Source organism: Pollutibacter soli (genome assembly GCA_029269725.1).
GTDB lineage: Bacteria > Bacteroidota > Bacteroidia > Chitinophagales > Chitinophagaceae > Pollutibacter > Pollutibacter soli.
Genome location: JARJHS010000008.1, coordinates 269,904 through 291,752, shown reverse-complemented (window position 1 = coordinate 291,752; position 21,849 = coordinate 269,904). Strand labels below are relative to the sequence as shown.

The 21,849-nt window shown below is 42.6% G+C and carries 11 protein-coding genes; 7 read left to right on the top strand and 4 right to left on the bottom strand.

Annotated elements, in window-relative coordinates:
* The first annotated feature begins 442 nt into the window (after positions 1 to 442).
* Positions 443 to 2,119, top strand: coding sequence for a helix-hairpin-helix domain-containing protein (locus tag P2W82_RS19290; protein ID WP_336517569.1), 1,677 nt, complete (start codon positions 443 to 445; stop codon positions 2,117 to 2,119).
* A gap of 109 nt (positions 2,120 to 2,228) precedes the next feature.
* Here P2W82_RS19290 and P2W82_RS19285 read toward each other — a convergent pair whose 3' ends face one another.
* The 3 genes from P2W82_RS19285 to P2W82_RS19275 are packed head-to-tail and all read right to left on the bottom strand — an operon-like array spanning position 2,229 to position 7,849.
* Positions 2,229 to 6,002, bottom strand: coding sequence for a sensor histidine kinase (locus P2W82_RS19285; RefSeq protein WP_336517568.1), 3,774 nt, complete (start codon positions 6,000 to 6,002; stop codon positions 2,229 to 2,231).
* The gene (mazG, locus tag P2W82_RS19280) at positions 5,999 to 6,805 is read right to left on the bottom strand and encodes a nucleoside triphosphate pyrophosphohydrolase (RefSeq protein ID WP_336517567.1); all 807 of its coding nucleotides are present in this window, start codon (positions 6,803 to 6,805) and stop codon (positions 5,999 to 6,001) included. Before mazG ends, P2W82_RS19285 begins: the two co-directional genes overlap by 4 nt.
* Before the next feature lie 3 nt (positions 6,806 to 6,808).
* Positions 6,809 to 7,849 (bottom strand): DUF3667 domain-containing protein, encoded by a 1,041-nt coding sequence (locus P2W82_RS19275; RefSeq protein ID WP_336517566.1) that lies wholly within the window; start codon positions 7,847 to 7,849, stop codon positions 6,809 to 6,811.
* A 166-nt stretch (positions 7,850 to 8,015) separates the two neighbouring features.
* Here P2W82_RS19275 and P2W82_RS19270 point away from each other — a divergent pair, with 166 nt between their 5' ends.
* The 6 genes from P2W82_RS19270 to P2W82_RS19245 all read left to right on the top strand — a co-directional run bounded on the left by P2W82_RS19270 (position 8,016) and on the right by P2W82_RS19245 (position 20,415).
* Positions 8,016 to 8,870 carry a hypothetical protein gene (locus P2W82_RS19270; RefSeq protein ID WP_336517565.1) on the top strand — a complete coding sequence of 285 codons (855 nt, stop codon included), beginning with the start codon at positions 8,016 to 8,018 and terminating at the stop codon, positions 8,868 to 8,870.
* A gap of 637 nt (positions 8,871 to 9,507) precedes the next feature.
* Positions 9,508 to 16,731, top strand: a complete 7,224-nt coding sequence (locus P2W82_RS19265) for a malectin domain-containing carbohydrate-binding protein (RefSeq protein WP_336517564.1) — start codon at positions 9,508 to 9,510, stop codon at positions 16,729 to 16,731.
* Positions 16,732 to 16,919: 188 nt separating this feature from the next.
* On the top strand, positions 16,920 to 17,720 hold the full coding sequence (locus P2W82_RS19260) for a hypothetical protein (protein ID WP_336517563.1): 801 nt from the start codon (positions 16,920 to 16,922) through the stop codon (positions 17,718 to 17,720).
* Positions 17,721 to 17,801: 81 nt separating this feature from the next.
* Positions 17,802 to 18,512 carry a hypothetical protein gene (locus P2W82_RS19255; RefSeq protein ID WP_336517562.1) on the top strand — a complete coding sequence of 237 codons (711 nt, stop codon included), beginning with the start codon at positions 17,802 to 17,804 and terminating at the stop codon, positions 18,510 to 18,512.
* 153 nt (positions 18,513 to 18,665) lie between these two features.
* A complete protein-coding gene (locus P2W82_RS19250) occupies positions 18,666 to 19,253 on the top strand; it encodes a hypothetical protein (protein WP_336517561.1) in 588 nt (195 codons plus the stop codon).
* 277 nt (positions 19,254 to 19,530) lie between these two features.
* On the top strand, positions 19,531 to 20,415 hold the full coding sequence (locus P2W82_RS19245; protein WP_336517560.1) for an alpha/beta fold hydrolase: 885 nt from the start codon (positions 19,531 to 19,533) through the stop codon (positions 20,413 to 20,415).
* Positions 20,416 to 20,805: 390 nt separating this feature from the next.
* On the opposite strand, the gene P2W82_RS19240 is transcribed toward P2W82_RS19245, so the two are convergent.
* Positions 20,806 to 21,795 carry a S1C family serine protease gene (locus P2W82_RS19240; RefSeq protein WP_336517559.1) on the bottom strand — a complete coding sequence of 330 codons (990 nt, stop codon included), beginning with the start codon at positions 21,793 to 21,795 and terminating at the stop codon, positions 20,806 to 20,808.
* Positions 21,796 to 21,849: the final 54 nt, after the last annotated feature.

Below are 21,849 nucleotides of genomic sequence, written 5' to 3'. Positions count from 1 at the left end.
GGGACTTTTTTTATGGCCATAGGCTGAGATGAAATGCATGGCAGGAGTCGGGAGGCAGGAGATATAGTAGAGAGATTTAAGGGACAGGCTTTGGTTTTTCCTGGTTTCCAAACGAGAAAGAAATGCAGAATTAAGAATACAGGAAGACTTAATCAGAAATTGAAATCAGAAAACCACTGGACATCAAAGTGAACTCTGCTCATCGAAGTGACTGCACCTTCCTGACAACTGATAACAGGAAGCAGTTTTCCCAGGTTTGTTACTGCAATTAAATCAATACATCTCCTGTCTGAATAAGAAACAGAAAAACAGAAACAAAGAACAGTAAGAGCCGAACATTGCGCCTGAACCTTGCTACTAAAATCTAACCATTCAGTCTCCTGCTTCCTTACCTGCCTCCCCACTTCTTAGTAACTTACCGCAAAAATGCAACCTTCCCCATATGGACAACTACGCCATAGCCGATCAATTCAGCCTGTTATCGAAAGTGATGGACATACACGGAGAAAATTCCTTCAAATCAAAATCTTATTCCATTGCTGCATACAATATTGAACAACTACCTACACAACTCAATGCGATTCCGCGAGAGAAAATTGCCGGACTGAAAGGAATCGGCGATTCAACCGGAAAAAAAATTATTGAAATCCTGGATACAGGTAAAATAAAAGTACTCGATGAACTCATTTCCAAAACACCTGCCGGGATAATGGAAATGCTGAACATCAAAGGTCTTGGACCTAAGAAGATTTCTTTAATCTGGAAAGAAATGGAAATAGAAAGCCTGGGTGAATTGCTTTATGCTTGCCAGGAAAACAGATTGATGCTCTACAAAGGTTTTGGCGAAAAAACGCAGAACAATGTAGCCGATGCAATAGATTTCTACATGAGAAGCCAGGGACATTTTTTATATGCAGAAATCATTTCCATCGCCAATCATTTTACATCCTTTCTGAAAGAAAATTTTCCTGGGGAACTTGTGGAAATATCCGGCGCGTTGAGGAGACAGCTGCCGGTGATCGGACGTGCAGAATGGATAACTACTGTAACACCATCAGCATTAAAGGAAAAGCTGGTACAGAATGGATTCAGCGAAATTGAATCAACCCCGACAAGTTCACATCACAAATCCTCCGACAATATCAATCTGTACTTCACACATACAACACCTGAAGCATTTCATCAGCAGTTATTTCAGCAAAGTTCGTCCGTTGTTTTCTTCGATGAATGGCAACTCAGGACAGCAGGAAGTAAAATTGATTTCAGCAATGAAGAAAAAATATTTGAATCAGCAGGACTGAAATTTATCCCGTCTTACCGACGCGAAGATACTGGCATCTTCAATATCATCACTTCAACGACGCTTCCTGATCCGATACAACCGGAAGATATCAAAGGAATCATTCACTCGCACAGCACCTGGAGCGACGGAAGCAACTCGCTGGAAGAAATGGCGAAAGCGTGTATCAGCAAAGGTTTTGAATACCTCGTGATCAGTGATCATAGTAAGACTGCATTTTATGCAAAGGGACTTTCAGAAGAAAGAATCCGTGAGCAGCATATGCAGATTGATGAATTGAATAAAACACTTGCGCCGTTCCGTATTTTTAAAAGTATTGAAAGTGATATACTGAATGACGGTTCACTTGATTATTCAGAACCCGTCCTCAGGAGTTTTGATTTGGTGATTGCATCCGTGCATTCTAATCTGAAAATGAGCCTGGATAAAGCAATGATGCGCTTGCTCCGTGCCATTGAAAATCCAAACACAACGATCCTCGGTCATATGACGGGCCGGTTGTTGTTAAGTCGAAACGGATATCCCGTTGATCATGATGCAATCATTGATGCTTGTGTGGAAAACAAAGTGGTGATCGAACTCAACGCGCATCCACGAAGATTGGATATCGATTGGACATGGATCAATAAAGCGCTGGAAAAAGGTGCGATGATTTCGATTGATCCTGATGCGCATTCAATAGATGGATATGATGATATCCGGTATGGAGTTTATGCGGCACAAAAATCATTGCTGACTCCTGACAAAAACCTGAGTAGTTTTTCCCGAAGTGAACTGGAAGAATATCTGGAAAAAAGAAAGGCTGCCAGGGGAATTTGATATACTGCATCTCAATTTTATTTTTCCTGCAGATCATCAGGGGAGCTGATTTTTTCTGCGTTTCTGCGTGTATCTGAGCCGCGAAAATCTGCGGAAAGATCCTGCGACATCAGTTGGTGACAGTCTTTTTAAACAAAGGTAGCAACACATAAAAAATAGTGCCCTCCCCTACTTTCGTTTCGAACCAGATTTCACCTTTTGCTTTTTCTACAATTCCCTTGCACATTGCCAGCCCTAAACCAGTACCCGATGTTTTTGTGGTGAAATTGGGCGTAAAGATTTTGCCTTGTGTTTCTTCAGGTATGCCTGCACCATTGTCTTTAATACTTATCAGAATCTGATCACCTTTGACCTCCTCTTCAATAATGATCAATCCATTGGTATTGTCCGGAATTGCTTCGATTGCATTCTGAAGCAGGTTGGTGAACAGTCGATTGATCTGTGTTTTATCAGCTTCAATCATCAGCACTTCTCCCAGGGGATTCCAGCTGATCTGTACATTTTCATTCATGCCCAGGAGAGAAACCAGCGAGTATAATGTTTCATGCAGATCGAATTCTTCGTTTTTAGTATTACCGATGTTCGCGAACTGAGAAAACTCCGCGGCAATTTTTGACAAGTGCTCAATTTGTTCGATCAGTGTTTTTGCAACATTTGCAGACAGCTCTTTTACGTTCGGTGCATTATTGTCAATCGCTTTTTGCAGGTACTGAATCGACAATTTCATTGGTGTAAGCGGATTCTTGATTTCATGAGCAACCTGCCTGGCCATTTCACGCCAGGCACCTTCTCTTTCCGTTTTTGCCAGTCCTACCGCACTGTCTTCAAGTTTCTTCACCATGATATTATACTCTTTCACGAGATACCCGATCTCATCATTCCGCCCCCAGGTGATCACCTCGTTGTGCTTACCAAGATTGATTTCACGCATCTTTTCACCAATCCAGCTGAAAGACTGCGTGATCCTGTTGGTGATAAATACAGCAATCACACCAGCGATCAGGAATATAAAAGCATTCAGGTTGATGATCGCAATAAGGAAGTTGGAAATTTCCTGATTAAGATCGCGCGAAGAAGTAAAATTCGGAATGTTCAGGTATCCTTTGATCTGGTTTTCAGAATCCCGCACCGGTACGTAGATACTCAGGTAATTCAGTCGCCCATATCGTTCATCCTGTACAAACTGAATCATGCGCATGCGCTTCATCTCAAAATAAGCCACGGGATCCATCTGGCGGCTGAGAATGCCTCTGTTATATACCAATGAGTTACTCGATACTACCAGTTCTCCATTTGTATTGTACAGATTGATATCAGCATTGTGAATTTCCGAAATATTGGTTATCTCCTCCTGCAGCTTGGAAAGTGTAGCGGTATCCGACAGATTTCTTAAACTTTTCTGGCTGATAAATGCACTCATCTTGTTATTCAGGTCGCTGGACATTACCTGGATAGTGCGGGTGAGTCTTTCCTTGTTGTTTCTGTTGTATCGCTGAATAAAGAAAATAATGGTAGCTCCACCGATCACAAAAAATGAAAATATACTGATGAATATAATAGTGCTATAAATCTGGTTGCGTATACTCATCTTCCAGATATCACTTTGGACGCCGATCTGAAAACCTGAACGAACTATGAGATTGGCCAGTTGAAACAAACCGACAAGGAACAGAAAAACGCAAAAGATATAAGAGAACAATGTGATCGCCTCCAGAACAAGATTTGTTTTCCTGGTGATCACCACTATCCTGTCCCCTCCGATATTGTACCACAATTCCTGGTAATTGTCTTTATTCACAAAGCCATACTCCTCTGCCGGCACCTGCGACGCATCCAATCTGCTGGGGAAAGGATAATCATTCTGGTTAAATATCAGCTCCAGACTATCATAAACAGCAAATGCATAATTGGGGAAACGTTCAAAAGCAAATTCCTCCGTTTGTTTAATCAGTTCAGGATACAGGGAAGCATCATTCTTATAAATTTTTCTTGGATCAGAAAACATAAATAATCTTGCAATCACCTGCCTGGATGTATCTACCACTGACTTCTGATAGATATAGCTGATATTGGTGAAATCTGTTTCATAATATTTCAGATCAGGGATGGAGGTACGTTTTCCCTGCATCGAATAAATTGTGTTCAACGTGTCAAAAGTCAATCGGTCCGTTGCAGAAAACGGATGTCCCGCAGCATCGAATAAATATAGTTGTGTATCAAACTTATTACTGTACCCCTGAAAATTTGCGTTGATGATGCTGTCCTTCAGTCGCTGACTGGTATAGTCGTTCCTGAATCTCGGAAGATTATTAAGGAGAAAGTCGTTGCTGAGCGAGTTTACAGCAATGCTGAGCAGCACCTCACTTGATGGATCTTTTTGAATACCCAGCTTTGCGGCAGCAGCCAGCCTTTGCTTTTCTTCTCTGATCCTGTTTTGTGTGATAATAATAATCGATATCGACGCAGAAAAGAGTACCAGCCAGAAAACAAGGCTGCTACCGGCGATATGCTTCGCTATGCGGATATCTGTACTATTAAAAAGAAAGACATAAAATATCAGCCACAACAATACGCCAAGTTCAAATCCGACAGCTGCCACATTCATACGCGCGGTCATTATTAAAAGACCTATTACTGCGATATAAAGTGCTTTGTGGTAAAAACGTGAGCCAATAACTTCATCAAGAAACTTGAGCAGGATCAGACTTGAAATAAAAAATCCAAGTGAAATACAACACAACACAATAAATCCGATGACACTGTACAGCGTGAGACTTGAGAAGTTCGTGACGTCATATGAAATCTGCGAGTCGGCAACAAGACTACGGATGATATTTCCGCAAAGCAAGGTAAGACCCACCAGTAAAAATGAAAGAAGAGCACCAACGATCAAACGAATACTGCTCTGATCAACGCTGAGTGTAAAATCATATTTGTTGATCTGTGCGCGTGCGAAGAGCACAAGCCATACAAACAGTAACGCGTTTATCAACAGATCACCCAAAGTTTTAAGAATAATATTCGATCCATAAATTCTGGGATCAAACAATTCAAACTCCTGGAAGTTGATCGGGAACGGAAGTATATAACTGATCAGCCTGACGATGAAAACTATCAGCACAAGAAACACGATGCCATATCCTGCACCAAAATGTCGCGAAAGTCCCTGCGCCACCATGTGTACATAGAAAAAGAAAAGCAACATTCCCACCAATCGAAGGAGAATGGTGATCCAGTCACTACTGGCACCCTTCTCTGTAAGCTTTTTTTCCAGTGTAAAAAGCGTCTTTCCAAAACTGTTCACGACAGGAATACCGTTGTAATTATCTGCAATACGGTAATTCTTCTCGATATTCGGATGGTCTACAAATCCATTCTTCAGGTAATCATTCTCAATAAAAAAATTCCAGCGAATAGGAATCATTGCACAAATCAAAAGATTGGTATTTTCCGGACCCTTGATCTTTCTTTTAATGAATTCAAATTTGCCGTTAGGCATTGTCTCCAGGAATTCTCCTTCGGCCCTCGTGATCATGTCGTCAGTAGGGATCGTCAACTGTGTCGACCAGTATTTCAGATTTATGGGTCCATAATCCTCAAGAGAATAAATAAATATTCCATATGGTTTTCCAGTAACAGCCAGTACTTCCGGTTCTGTTTCTTCGCTCTTCACCAATCTGCGTATCAGGGTTGAGTCTGCCAGGAACTCATTAAAATCCTTTTCGTGTTTGTGAAGGTATTGTTCAAGCGACTTTTTTACTCCCTGCGGAGATGATGTGTACGACCAGTAATTGCTGAAAATGAATGACAATGTAAAGAGCCAGGCAGCCCCTATGAGGTAATAAGCATTTCTGTAAATGGTATCTTTTAAAAAGTTTTTCAATGGCCTTTACTTTGCTTTTTTATGCTCACCCAGATCGCGTCCATTTCTTCCAGTGTCATATCCTGAAGATTCTTTCCGTGAGTGGCAGCATTTTTCTCCATTGCAGTGAACCGGGATATGAATTTTTTGTTGGTCTTTTCGAGTGCATGTTCAGCGTCGATATGCAAAAAGCGGGCGTAATTTATCAGCGAGAACAAAACATCGCCAAATTCGCCTTCTATCTTTTCCTGTTGTTTTTTTAAAGCTTCTTCAGAAGCATCTTTTAATTTTACTTCTTCCTGCAGCTCCACCATTTCTTCTTTCACTTTCTCCCAAACCTGTTCTGCAGTATCCCACTCAAAACCGACCTGCTTTGCTTTTTCCTGCAATCGCATTGCCTTCACTACGGAAGGTAACGATGAAGGAACACCGCTGAGCACTGACGTCTTACCTTCCTTGAGTTTCAGTTTTTCCCAGTTCTGTTTTACGTCCTCTTCATTATTCACTTTCACGTCTCCATAGATGTGCGGATGTCTTGAAATCAATTTTTGATTGATGCCCGAAATCACTTCTTCCAGAGTGAACTGTTTTTGTTCAGTACCAATTTTTGCATAAAAGACGATATGTAAAAGCAGATCACCCAATTCTTCTTTAATTCCTTTCCAGTCTTCTTCACTAATCGCATCGGCGAGCTCATAAGTCTCTTCGATGGTGAGCTGACGTAGACTCATGATGGTTTGCTTTCTGTCCCAGGGACATTTTTCCCTGAGGTCATTCATGATATCCGTTAATCCAAGAAATGCTTCGGCCAGTTTCTCTTTCATAATCTATCCTTTCAAAAGCACAAAGGTGAAGTAAATGGCAAATATGAGCAGTAATATCACAGACGAACCCAGCAAAAAAAGAATATACTTAACAAAGGTTTTGCCTTTACTCTGCATATAAAATCCAAGCATGGCGCGATAGAAATAGTTTAATATTCCAAGAACAACAAGAAGCTTCAGCCAAAAGATCCAACCCCAGCCAGAAACATCCTGCACCTTCCCCAGCAAAAAATATATAATCATTACGAGGAAACTGAATATATAAACATGGATCAGAAAGATGCCGTGGTGTGCAACATTGGTCTTTTTTCGTTTCAGATAAAGCAAACGCAGCAACAATGCAAGCAATGGCAAAGAAATAAACAGCAGTGTAGGAAAACTATGGATAAACCTATCCAGCAGCGAAATAAAATATCTGCCCACATCGCCATTGTACTCATCATTGATCATGATCTGGCGATAGTTTCCAATACGTTTGTACCAGGGATCTCTTTGGGCTTTGGGTAGTGCAAGCTGCATTGAATCATATTCTTCTCTTGTTCTGTATGTCGAATCGGAAAAACTGGGTGATTTTCTTTTCGCCAGCTCCGGGTTTGCTTTCAGAATTCCGTTAAGACTGTCAATGAACCGGTTCTTTTTTTCTTTATCATCAAACCTCAGAACTACCTCTTTTTTATTTTTTAGCAGGTAATTTGGCGTCAGGGTGTACTCATTATCTGAAGAATCCACCAGCTGGAGCTTACTGATCAGCTCATAGTTTTTAGACATCTCTCTTTCCGAGATATTAAAGAAAAAACTATAAAACAAGAGAAAGAAAAACGCGGATGTGAAAATGTACATACGGGCCGGATCAAGGTAGTGTGCCCGCCTTCCACTCAGGTATTCACGGCTGAGAAATCCTGGCTTCTTAAACAGATATTTTACCGTCTCAAAGTATTTCCCGTCGAAATGAGTAATGTCGTTGATGAAATGCTGAATCAATCCTTTTACAGATATATCAGGTTCGATATTCTCCTGCCCGCAGTGCTGACAATACCGACCCAAGACCGTATGTCCGCAGTTCAGACAGTTTTTTTCTTTTCTTTCCTTGCCGTGTGACAGATCAATTATTTTGTTAAAAATAAGGAAGAATCCTGCTCGATTGTATATCAATGAACTAAAGCAAAACGTTAACTGAAATATTTCCTTTTAAGTCTGAACTTTGCCAGTTATGAAGCTGAAACCACGTGTTATTTTATCTTTGATTCTGACGGTCATATTCGGCAGAGTGTGCGAGGCACAATTCTACTATTCCGATCTTTTAAGCAACCAGGCTAATAATTCCCATTACCAGCTGTTGAAAAAGAATAAGGTGAGCTCGATCAGGGGGGAAAGCTATGAAGCGACCGGCGAGCCCACAGCCGATTTTATTTTCATGCAAACGGTGAATAGTTCCTATTCCCAGGTCAAGACGCAGACTTCGGCACCTTTGTCAGGTAAGTCTGCCATGACAAACTACTATAACTCTGCGGGTCTGCTTTACCGCACCACTGACAGCAGTGATGCTTCATTCACGCAATATGATTACCGGTATGATTCACTGAATCGTCTTGTACAGATTACGAGCAATTCGAATGTGATCGGCGAACGGACACGGGTAACTGAAACGCACGACTGGAGCTATGACGCCTCTGGTGCTCCGGAGAAAATGTTTCGTATAAAAGACAAATCGGATACTACAGTTTACCTGTTCAAAAAAGACGAAGAGGGAAAGATCATAGAAGAACAATCCTATCATAGAAATGTGGCGGGCGAAAAGACATATTACTATTACAATGATCAGCAACAGCTGTCTGACATAGTACGCTTCAACGATCGCGTAGGAAAACTGCTGCCGGATTATTTCTTCAATTACAATGAACAAAAGCAACTCGCTGAGATGACAACCGTTCAGAACGGCGGATCGGATTACCTGATCTGGAAATATCTCTATAATCCCGATGGGCTGAAAAAAGAAGAACAATGTTTCAATAAGCTCAAGAAGCTGGTGGGGAGATTGGTGTATGTGTATGAGTACAGACGGTAGATAGCAGGCGGAGGGCTGGAGAATGGAGGCAGGAAATTTAGTAGTTAGTAATAAGTATAAGCTATCTGTGACCTATTCTTCCTGTATTCTGTATTCCATTTTCTGTTTTCTGTTTGCGTTGTCGGTTGTCAGAACAGGTGAAATCAGGCTGATCGAATAGCGGTCATGGTATTTTGAGACAGTTCCAGTTTTCAGTTTTTCCAATATTCTGTATTCCGTATTCTGTATCCTGTATTTATTCTTCCCTGATTCTGTTTTCCGTTTTTCAACCTGTCTACATCGATCTGCTGCCCGCGGCCTTGTTGTTCAAACTATGAACAATGCGCTGTGAACTTCTTTTCCTGGTAATTTTACTAATATCCCGGGGACTTTTACTTAACCATTTTATCCCCAATATTGATTCCCTCAGTCCAGATAAATCAGCATAAAAAAAAATTATCATTCGATTGAATTTCCATACATTCGTCCAACCCAATATATCTGAAAACAACCTCCTCCAATTGCCTGAAACCTCTATTCCTTAGTTCCTACTGACTTACCATTTCAAGATTCCATTCCTTCGAAAGTCTGCAGCGTAGATTCAATACGCTTGTAACGGCATTTTATTTCCATACCATAACCCACAAAAGAATGCATCATGTCTACCCGATTATCCATGTCATTATTTAATGGCTTGAAAACTGTTTTTTTAACATTCATGGGTATGCTGATCATGCATACCGCTTCAGCTCAGCTGAATTTTAGCGTGAGCAATCTCACAGGACTGCATGACCAGTTGAAGAACCCGACAACACTGCAGTTTGGTCCTGATGGGAAGCTCTATGTCGGCACTGAAGGTGGCCGTTTATTTGTTTGTACCGTCAGCAAAACAGGAACCAATTCTTATGCGATCACCAATACGCAGGTGATCTATCTTGTTGCACAGATTCCAAATCATAATGATGACGGATCACTTTACACTTTTATATTCGAAACAAGACAGGTTACAGGACTCCTGGTTACAGGCACTGCAGCCAACCCGGTTATCTATGTAAGTTCCAGTGATCCGCGTGTTGGTGGTGGCGGCACCGCCGGCGATCTGAATCTGGATACAAATTCAGGTATCATTTCCAGACTTACATGGAATGGTTCTGCCTGGGAGAAAGTAGATATCGTACGAGGTCTGCCCCGCTCTGAAGAAAACCACTCTGTAAACGGACTGCAGCTCGATAAGGCTACCAACAGCCTTTATCTCGCTGTCGGGGGTATCACCAATGCAGGAGCGCCTTCAAACAATTTTGCATTTCTTACTGAATATGCTTATTCCGCTGCGATATTAAAAATCAATCTGAATGTTATCAACAGTCTGCCGGTTCGTGGTACAGGAAATAACAAATATGTATATGACCTGCCAACACTGAATGACCCAACCCGTCCGGATATTACCAACCCGGATTACAATGCATCACTTCCGGGATCTCCACAGACCATCGATCAGAACGATCCATTTGGGGGAAATGATGGAATGAACCAGGCGAAAATTGTTGTCGGCGGACCGGTGAGTATTTATTCTCCGGGTTATCGCAATTCATACGATCTGCTCATCATGAAAACCGGCAGCAGAGCCGGCTTTTTATATACGATCGATAATGGTGCCAATGATGGTTGGGGAGGTTATCCGAAAAATGTCGGAACCCCCGGTGTGAACAACGATTATGATCCGCTGGAACCCGGATCAACAGCACCTTCGGGAAATCTTCCTGCAATAAATAACCTGGACAATCTCCACCTGGTTTCGAAACCAGGTATGACGCCAATTTATGGTGGTCATCCAAACCCCATCCGGGCAAATCCGGCAGGAGCCGGGTTGTTTGTTCATGATGGGACATCGGGATCATTTCTGACAACTCCTGCTCAATTACCTGTAGACTGGCCACCGGTTCCGGTAGCGCAGGCCAATCCAGCAGAAGGTAATTTCCTGATGCCCGGCGTGAATGATAATGCACTCACCACTTTTGAGACATCCACCAACGGAATGGCTGAGTATACATCCACAAATTATTTCAACGGGCAACTTACGGGAGATATTCTCACTGCAGATTTCTTTGGAAAAATATGGCGCCTTAAGTTAAGTGCAGATGGTACACAGGTAGTGAGCAAAGAAGTTTTTGCAAGTGGCTTTGGTGAAATAGCTCTCGATATAACGACACAAGGTAATGGCGAAGTTTTCGACGGAACCGTGTGGGCATGTGATTACACGGCAAGCAAAATTTACATCTTCACTCCTGATGCTGGTGCAATTGTTTGTTCTGGTAATAACACCAGTACAACGCTTGATGATGATGGCGATGGTTACAGCAATAAAGACGAAGCTGATAACGGAACAGATCCTTGCAACCCCGTAAGTAAACCCGCGGATTTTGATAACGATAAGATATCTGACAAAAACGATAATGATGATGATAATGATGGTATACCCGATGTTGCAGACGCATTTTATCGCGATGCAAAAAACGGACAGGCAACGGCAACCACTTTACAGTATCCGTTCCTGAACAACAATCCTGGTACAGGTTTATTTGGTTTGGGCTTTACTGGTCTGATGAGTGATGGCAATACTGATCCTGATCATCTATTTGATATTTCAAATCCAGGTTTAGTTATGGGCGGTGCGGTTGGTCTGGCAAGTTTCCCTGCTGACCAGGGTACTGCTACTACCAATACACAGAAGAATGGTTTTCAGTTTGGGTATAAAACCGGAAATGGTGCTCCATCATTTGAAGTTCAGGCTCAGATGTTAGCTCCATTCTTCAATGGATTGAATGCCTCACAACTGAATCAGAATCATGTGCAGGGCATTTATATCGGCACAGGCGAACAGGACAATTACCTGATGGCTGCATTGTCCGGAGCGAGTGGCGGCGCAACTCCGGGTATACGTATCCGAATAGAAAATGGAGGAACACTTACAAAGAACAGTTTCGTTCCTGTGGCAGGAATTATAGATGCAGGAACGATACAGCTTTCCCTGTTTGTAAATCCAACGACAGGCAGAGTCACAGTTAAGTACAATACTGATGTCGATCCAACATGGAAGACGGTAGAAGCTGACATTGTTGTAAGCGGACCATTGCTTACAAAACTGCAATCAGCAAATGCAGTTGCATTGGGACTGATGGCAACATCGGGAACAGCGGCGAGTTTTTCAGCACGATATGATTATCTGAATGTTGTCGCTCCGGCGCCGCTGGTAGTAATACCTTTAGAAGATATCGAACTGAATGTAAGTCCGCCGAATAAAGTACTCAATCTTACAAATACATTCGATGATGATAAGGGTGCCGCCAATATAACACTGAGTGTTGTTGGTAACACTAATCCAACTTTGATTACATCAGCAACATTCTCAGGAAAGAATCTGACGCTTGCATTTGCCGCGAATAAAACCGGTACTGCAAAAATCAAGGTGCGTGCAACAGATGGCGATGGCTATTGGGTGGAAGAAGAGTTCGAAGTAAATGTGGTAGCTCCACCGCCTGCTTCATCGATCCGTATCAACAACGGCGGACCTGCGCTCAGCATGGGCGGCTGGATTGCTGATCAGTATTTTGAAGGCGGAGAAACCTACGCAGAATGGGTTCCGATCGAAGGGACAGTTAACGATATCATGTACCAGGACGAACGCTGGGGTGATTTCAAATACAAAGTGCCTGTACCCAATGGTAATTACAAAGTGGTCCTTCATTTTGTGGAATTGTACTGGACCGAACCAGGGCACCGTTTGTTTAATGTTGATATTGAAAATGGAAAAGGAACACTGACCAATTATGACATCTTCACTAAAGCCGGAGGAATGAATACTGCGCTGGCTGAAGAGTTTAAAAATATCAGCGTTACTGACGGATTTATGGATATCAGTTTCCTTTCCGTAAGCGACAACGCAAAAGTTTCCGGAATAGAAATAATACCTGTAACTCCACCTATCGTAGTTAATGCATTACCTGATATTGAAGTCAATATCAATACTGCGACCAAAACAGTGGCACTGGCAAATGTGTTCTCCGGTAATGGAGGAACAGCAGGACTAGCGTTGACGGTCAGTGGCAATACAAACCCTGCCCTCATCAAGACAGCTACCATCTCGGGCACTACCTTAACGCTTGGTATAACTGCTGGCATGATTGGAAGCGCTGATATCAAAATCAAAGCAACCGATGTTGACGGACTGACTGTGGAAGATGAGTTTAAAATTACTGTAGTCAACCCACCACCGCCAAATACTAAACCAGTAGTAGCGAAAGCGTTACCTGATCTTAAAGTGAATTCCAATTCCGCAGACAAGCAGATCGACCTTACCGGAGTATTTACGGACGATCAGTCGGTTGACAAACTGAAAATTTCAGTAGCCGGCAATACCAATACCGGATTGGTAACTTCAGCATTGATCTCGGGCAATGTGCTGACATTGAAATTCGCAAGGGATAAAACCGGCGAGGCAATCATTACCATCACAGCAACTGATGAAGGTGGTTTGTTTGAAAATGATGCATTCAAAATCACCGTAAGCGATCCTGTTGTACCGCCAGGTCCGCCAACAGTTGCAAAACCGTTACAGGATCTGACATACTATATCAATCCTGGTACACAGAAAATTGATATCTCGGATGTATTCTCTGATGCAAGAGGAACTGCAAATCTGAAATTCAGCATCAGTTCAAATTCAAATGCTGCGTTGCTGACCACCAGCTTTACAGGTACGACTTTGAACCTGGTGATTGCAGCTAACAAGAGCGGCATTGCAATTTTGAAACTGAGAGCAACAAATGCAGCAGGATTATATGTTGAAGATGAATTCAAAGTGACAGTATTGGGCACAACCCAGCCAAAGGCACCCTATATTGTTGCACCCATTGTGGACCTGAGCCTTACAATCAATCCTGCTCCGGTTACAATTGATCTGCTGAGAGTTTATGGCGATGATAAGCCAACAACCCAGCTGAAACATACTATTACAGAGGTAACCAACAAAGAGCTGCTGCCTTCTGTAACCGTTGCTGGTACTTCGCTGAAACTTGTTTTTGCGAGAAATAAGAGCGGCAGTGGTATTGTGCGCCTGCGCGCTACCGATGCTGATGGATTATACGTCGACGAATATTTCAGGTACATAGTTTCGCCAGCGAAAGCACCCGTACTGGTATCTCCGGTGAAAGACGTCGTGGTAAATATGAACGCTCCGGATGTTATCGTCGATCTGGCAAAAACATACAGTGATGACAAACCGATTTCGGAACTGAAACATACCATTACCCAAAACACCAATCCTGGTCTCGTTACCGCAACCATCCTGAAAGACAAGATCACGCTTCGTTTTGTAAAAGGCAAGTGGGGCAAAGCCACAATCAGGATCAGGGCGACAGACGCAGATGGATTGTATGTAGACGAATATTTCTATGTAACTGTAAACGGACCCATTGCTCCGAAAGTGATTGCACCAATTCCGGACGTAACAGTTTACATGAATGCACCGGACAGGTATATCGACCTTACAAAAGTGTACGCTGATGACAAGCCGGTTTCACAACTGAAACATGTGGTCATTTCGAATACTAATCCTAGTCTGCTCAAACCAGTAATCATTGGCGGTTCTACTTTAAGACTTGGATTCAATCCGGTTAAGATTGGCGAAGGTATAATCACCATAAGAGCAACCGATGCTGATGGAATGTCAGTAGAAGAATATTTCAGAGTGAAAGTATTGGCACCGGCCGTCGCACCAACAGTTGTAAAACCGATTGCTGACCAGTTCACATTTGTTAACGCGGATAAGATCACATTGAATATCTCGCAGGTGTTCAATGATGATAAAGGTGCGGCTAACCTGAAATACCTGGTTACTTCCAACAGCAACGCGGGAGTAATCACGACAAACCTGACAGGCACAACACTGCTGTTGACTCCGGTTGCGAATGCTGTGGGCACAACGATAATCAGGGTACAGGCTACAGACAATGATGGGTTGAGCGCTGTTGATGAGTTTGCAGTGAATGTAGGATTCAACAGTATCCTGATCAATAGCGGAGGTCCGCAGATTGTTCTGGAAGGTCGTACATGGCTGAAAGACTATTTCTACGACGATGGTAAATCGAAAACAGAAAGGGACAATGTAACGAATACAACGAATGATGCATTGTATCAAACCTTCAGGGAAGGCGATTTCGATTATTCGATACCGGTACCGAATGGTACTTACACTGTCAGGCTTCACTTTGCAGAATTCAGTCAGCGCCTTTTGTGGAAACGATATTTCAATGTCAACATCGAAAAGAACCAGGGAGTGCTGAAGAACTATGATATAGCGGGCAAAGCCGGCGGTGTAGATAAAGCCATCGTCGAAACTTTCACAAATATCAAAGTTGAAGATGGACGACTCAATCTAGAATTTGACAAGGGAACCGATGATGCAGTGGTGGGTGGAATTGAAATTATCCCGGTAAGCATCGTAAACCTGTACCCGACGGTTAAACCGATACCTGACCAATGGTATCAGACCAATTCATCGGATAAGAAGATAAAGCTCAGCGATTATTTCTCTGACGACCAGGGAGAAGAAGGATTGGAATACAGCATACTCGCCAACAGCAATTCCAAACTTGTTGAGACTAAACTTAAAGATGAAAAAGACAAGAACAAGGGTGATCGTAATGGCATCGGTGAGCTTGAAATGAAGTTCAGGAAAAACCAGACAGGAACTTCGGTTATACGTCTGCGTGCAACAGACCTTCTTGGATTCTTTGCGGAAGATGAATTCAAAGTAGAGATAGGCCAGACGAACCAGGGTCAGCCAAAAGAATACAGGATCAATTCGGGCGGCAGCAAATTGCAGTTTGGTAGTGAAGAATGGATAGGAGATGCAAGCTATGTAGGCGGACAGAGCTATAAGGTCTGGTTGCCGATCAGCAGCACGGATAAAGATGCTATGTACCAGGATATGCGCTTTGGTAAAAACTTCTCTTATCGTATTCCTGTTGCGAAAGGTAAATATGATGTCGTACTTCACTTTGTTGAAGTAAGCCTCAACTATAAAGGTGGTCGGGAATTCAATGTCAGCATCGAAAACGGCCAGGGCAAACTGAACAAATATGATATCATAAAAGAAGCAAAGAGGAGCTTCGCTGCCACAAAAGAGTCCTTCAGGAACATAACAGTCAGCGATGGATATCTTGATATCAGCTTTGAGGGTATTAAGGAAAACGCTCTGGTATCCGGTATCGAGGTGCTTGAAGTAAGGGATAAAGGCAATAATAATAACGATGATGACGATGACCATCGCGTAGCAATCACAAGTCAGCTTGATGCGACTGCGCTGGATACCACTGCAAGATTGAACTGGACATACAATTTTGGTGAAAAGGCAAACGCAGAGACAGTTGAAATTGAACGTTCCGTGGATGGTGTTCATTACCAGGCCATCACTGAACTGGCAGCGAATCTGAAGAACGGAAAGGCCGGAAACTATACCGATCTGTCGCCTTCAACAGGTGTGAATTATTATCGCCTGAGGTTCAGCAACAGCTCGGGTGCAGTCGCCTACAGTAATGTGCGCACCGTCAACATTGCACCGAGATTGTACGGGTTGATGATCTATCCGAATCCGAATCTGACTGGCGTCGTATTCGCAGAACTCGGCAGACAGGACAAGGAAAAAATCTCTGTCAGGTTGATGGATATCAATGGAAAGGTGATTTCATCTAATCCGGAAGTTCAAAGAACAAGTCATGTGCTGATCAGGATAAAACTGCCAACGGCAATTGCAAAAGGAATTTACTTCCTTGAAATCCAGGCCAATGGCAAGACCTATCACAACCGTCTTGTAATTCAATAACGGATGCTTATCTCAGTCAAAGGCCGCTGGATCCAGCGGCCTTTTTTATTCCCCAGCAGGTTAATATTTTGAAGTCCGCGACTGCAACATTCCCGGGGATTTCTCCGTTTTAGGGGGTACTGTATTCAAGAGGAAAATTATACTCATTTGATTTTCAGTATAATCAAGACCTTATAAAAACGGGACAGATGCAAGCTAAATATGGTGAAAAAGAAATAATAGTCTTCCTTCAGAAGCTGCGCCTTTTCAACAAGGAAATCGGCTCCTATAGCGGATTTGTCCTGAATGAGCAGTTCAGGTATGTTGTAAAGCTGTCCAACGGAAGAATTATCATAGACCCAAAAGACCTGATCCTGGACGAGGCTGAAAATCTTTCTCCTGAAGAAATTAAAACAATTGCCACAGGATTTTTATCTGACGACCCGGGTTCACTCAATTCTGCCAACCGACTGCTAACCGTACAGCGTAAACGTCGTGGTGCAAGAATAAAGAGAGTTCTTTCTATCGGGGTAATGCTGATTATAATCGTGATGGGAGGCCTTGCAATGATCACCAAAGAGGGCCCTGCGAACAGCAAACCAAATCAGAAGAACCAGGGAAAGGAAATAGCAAAAACCACTTCTTTTGCAGAAAAAGATAAAACAGCTGAAGTAAAAACAGAAGCTAAAAAATCAAAAACGTCAGATGAGAACGAAAAACTGAAACCATCGGAATATCTTTCTGCTGCCGGGACATACAAAGGCAATCTCTGGGGAAGCAAACTCAAACTGGATTGTATTGTAAAAAACAAAGCGGTTTCCACAACCTATAAAGATGCAGTATTGAAAGTAACTTATCTCGACAAAAACCAGCAAACCATCGCTACAAAAGAATATACCCTCAATGAAAGTTTCAGTCCGAAATCATCAAAAACCATTCAATTAAAAATTGATCGTTTCAAGAAAACGGAGTCGGTTGAACTGGAAATTGTAGACGCTGATTCGAAATAACGTTTCCCGGACGTAAGACTTACCCGGATCTTTCTCAACATTCCTGCATTAAATTTCCCGGAAGAGCTTAATTTACGGGGAATGCAGGAGGAGGTCAATAAACATACCCGCAAAATTTTTAAAGAGCTCAAGAACAAAGAACACAGTTTCGGAGAAAAACTGAAGGAAGTCACTATTGAAATTCTCATCATTGTTTTTGCAGTTACACTTTCTATCTGGCTGCACAGCTGGTCCGAGCATCGTCATGAACAGAAGCAGGTAAAAAAATTTCTTACCGGCCTGAGAGAAGATCTTACAAAAGACATCGACCTGCTGGAAGAAAACAAAGCCATTCTTGCCAGAGTTGATTCAGATTTCGAATTTCTGTATGACCTGATCATAAAAAAACAATTGAACACACAGACTGATTCCGCATTGTACAGCAAAACGCGCTACCAGATACTGGAAACGCATCTGAATGTCGGGAGATTTGAAGGATTTAAATCCAGTGGCAAACTTGAGACAATTGAAACAGATAGCCTGAAAGAAAAGATTCTTGTATTTTATCAGCAAACAATCCCAGATTTACTCGCTGGTGAAGTGTTTAACAATTCACTCCAGATGAAAATACTGGATACTGAATTGGATAAAAGCGATACCGAAACCAAGAAGAAAATACTTTCGTCTCAAAAAGTCGGCGCACTCATACATCTGCTTGTGTATAATGCTGATATCGCACTGAATGATTATTCGAACACGATTGCAGACGCCAGGGAACTGATTAAGGATATAGAAAAAGAATTGAAACATTAGTCAGATATCTGATTAAATAAGTTTTCTCCGGAAAATTGTTACCGCTTTTAGTACACTACCCTTCTGCGAAAATCCGCACTATCGTGAAATTTGTCCGAAGCCCGGATCCCTCATAAGTTTTGAGAACTTCATTAAGACAATAAAAACACCATCATGATCAATCAAACTCTGCAACAAAAACCCCTGCGTGCTGCAACCCGCACAAAAAATCTTTTACTGACGATATTTGTTTGTGGTACAATTTCATTTCAGGTAGATGCCCAATCTTCACCCAGCAATGCGCAGAATTCTGCTGTCCTTTTAAAGGATGCACCTGTTAAATCTACAGTACGACTCAGTGGTAAATTTCTTTCCGGAACCTGGTACGGTAAGGGCGCTGATATCATCAACCGGGGATTTAAAGACTCGGCAAGTGATGGATACAATTACGATATAAAATTGATGCTTGCTTCCGGAGACGAAGGTGGAGTTCTCTTAGAAGGATCGGTTTCAGTTGTTAGAAAAACAGGAACCGGCAAGGGAACTTTCACACGTCAGTTTTCAGGCACAGGTATACGCAGCAGCGATATACTCAGGATCAACTATCAATTCAATCCTGAAAAAGACGACAGTTCCGATGGAGTCGGCATCATGATTATTCAGTTTTCTACTACTGACAATAATGGTTCCGGCTATTATATTTCCCGAAGTCCGAAATCGGGCGCGTTGGTAAATGGCAAATTAACTTTGCAAAAACAATGACGAATCAAGTAATGGTTTATTCCAGCCCGAAGCCAAACTGCCGCCTTAGGAACATACTACGGCGAGCTTTCAACATTTAACCTTAAACTCTTTTCCACACCTGCTGACTATTGGAATGCCTATCCAACAGCTAAGGTTAACTTAATACTTATCACCTCCAATTTCTAACTTTCAACATTCAACACTAAACTCCTTGTCGCAAGAACCATTCAATTAGTCGCAATCACACCTCAACACCGAAAGTCAGTCAAAATAACTTTGTTTAAAATTGATTACCATGCTGACAAAGTATATAAACAGGATCATCGTTACAGTTGTTATTTCTGTTTCCATCTCCACCGTTACTGCGCAGGAATTCAAAGCACCAACAAAACTGCCTCCACCGGAAAGCAAAGGCTACGCGCCAGTGAATGGAATCAAAATGTACTATGAAACTTACGGTACCGGTAAACCGATTGTTCTCGTGCATGGAAGCTACATGACAATCCCATTGAATTTCTCGGAAGTTATTCCGATTCTCTCCAAAACAAATAGAGTAATTGCCGTTGAATTGCAGGGGCACGGTCGCACTGCGGACACGGGTCGCCCTTTTTCATATGACGTACTTGCTGATGATATTGCGGGATTGCTTGATCATCTCCGGCTGGACAGTGCGATCCTCCTCGGATACAGTTTTGGAGCAACGATAGTACTGAATACGGCAATTCGTCATCCGTCAAAAGTTACAAAGCTGGTGTTTATCTCATCTACTTTCAAGCACGATGGATGGACTCCTGATGTGAGACAGATACTGAAAATGATTGTGCCTGAATGTTTTGAAAAGACACCGTTGAAAACGTATTACGACAGCCTTGCTCCATATCCCGCCAACTGGAAACCATTTGTTAAAAAACTCGCTGCTTTCGATACCACCCACTTCGATCTGGGCAAATCAAATCTCAGGAAAATCAAGTGCCCTGTTCTGATTATTAAAGCCGATAATGATGGCGTGGATCTTCATCACACTACAGAAATGTATTCTTTGCTGGGAGGAAACATCAGTGCGGATATGGTTCCGCAGCCAAAATCGCAATTGGTGGTAATTCCGAATAAAGCGCATGTAACACTGATGATGGATACGGAGGAATTGATGAGGTATGTGAAGCCTTTTGTCTGGCAGTAGAGGGTAGACAGTAGAGGCAGTAGGCAGTAGGTAATAGGTAATAGGTAATAGGCAATAGGAAACAGCCGACCTAAGGTGAGGAAATCGGTTTTAGATTTTTAATAAAGGCTATCCGGTCAAACCAGGGAAATTAAATGCGATTGAAAACTACGACTGATTTCAATCAATCAGGAAAAGCGCATTTCAGTTTTCAGTTTTCGATATGCATTCCGTAAATCGCAGACACGCCATGCATGACGTCTCCAGGATTTACGTTAGTATCCAATATCAATTTTATCAATAACAAAAGTCGATCTCACTGCGACTCCTGCAACAATTTCATATCCGCTAACACCTGGCCGTTTCCTACTGGCTTCTTACGTTTGCCTTTTGCCTGGCCGTGCCTGTTGCCTAGTCCATTTCCCCCGGCATCACTTCCAGATCCTTTTTATATCCGCCACGCAATACTGTTATCGTCACATATTCAGCGATCATCTCACCGCTGAGGTAGCCGTGCAGTTCATCGATACCGTTAACCTGTTTTCCGTTAAAGCCAACGATGATATCACCTTTCATCAGTTGACTATTCAGTGCCGGAGCATCTGCAACTACTTCGCTAACGTAGATGCCTGAACGATTTACAAGTTTGTTTGCTGCAATCATCCGTTCTGTCAGACGTACATTACTGCCCGCAATACCCAGGTATGCGCGACGCACTTTTCCTTCCAGAATAAGTTTTCCTGCAACATAAGCTGCAAGATTGCTGCTTACCGCGAAACAGAGTCCCTGGCTTCCATTGATAATCGCTGTATTCACACCAATTACCTGTCCGGCACTGTTGAGTAATGGTCCTCCACTGTTGCCGGGATTTAAGGATGCATCGGTTTGAATAACATCGTCGATAAGTCTCCCATTTCCCGCGCGTAAACTCCTGCCAAGCGCGCTCACGACACCGGCTGTAACGGTGAACTGCAACCCCATCGGATTACCGATAGCGATAGCGATCTGACCAGGTTGCAAATGACTGCTATCCGCAAACGTCAGACTCTTTGCATTACTGATATCAGCTTTAAGGACGGCAATATCTGTACTTGGATCAGTACCACGCAATACTGCTGATAACTCCTGGCCATTGTTCAACGCCACCTTTATTTTTGTTGCTCCTTCAACGACATGATGGTTGGTTACGATATAGCCATCGGAGCTGATAATGAAACCGCTGCCACTTCCACCGGAAGGTGATGGTCCCCGCCGGACCTGATCCTTGTTTTCTTTTTCCACGATCACGTGTACAACCGCTTCAGATACACGCCCTGCCACACCGCTAACTGTTCTGCTGTATGCATCGATAAGCTCAGTATCATCCACTGAAGCAAATCTTAGAATTGTATTATTTTCCATGATGCCAACTGCTCAAATTAGCGACCATTCCGGTTTTTGTGTCTTTTTGTCTTT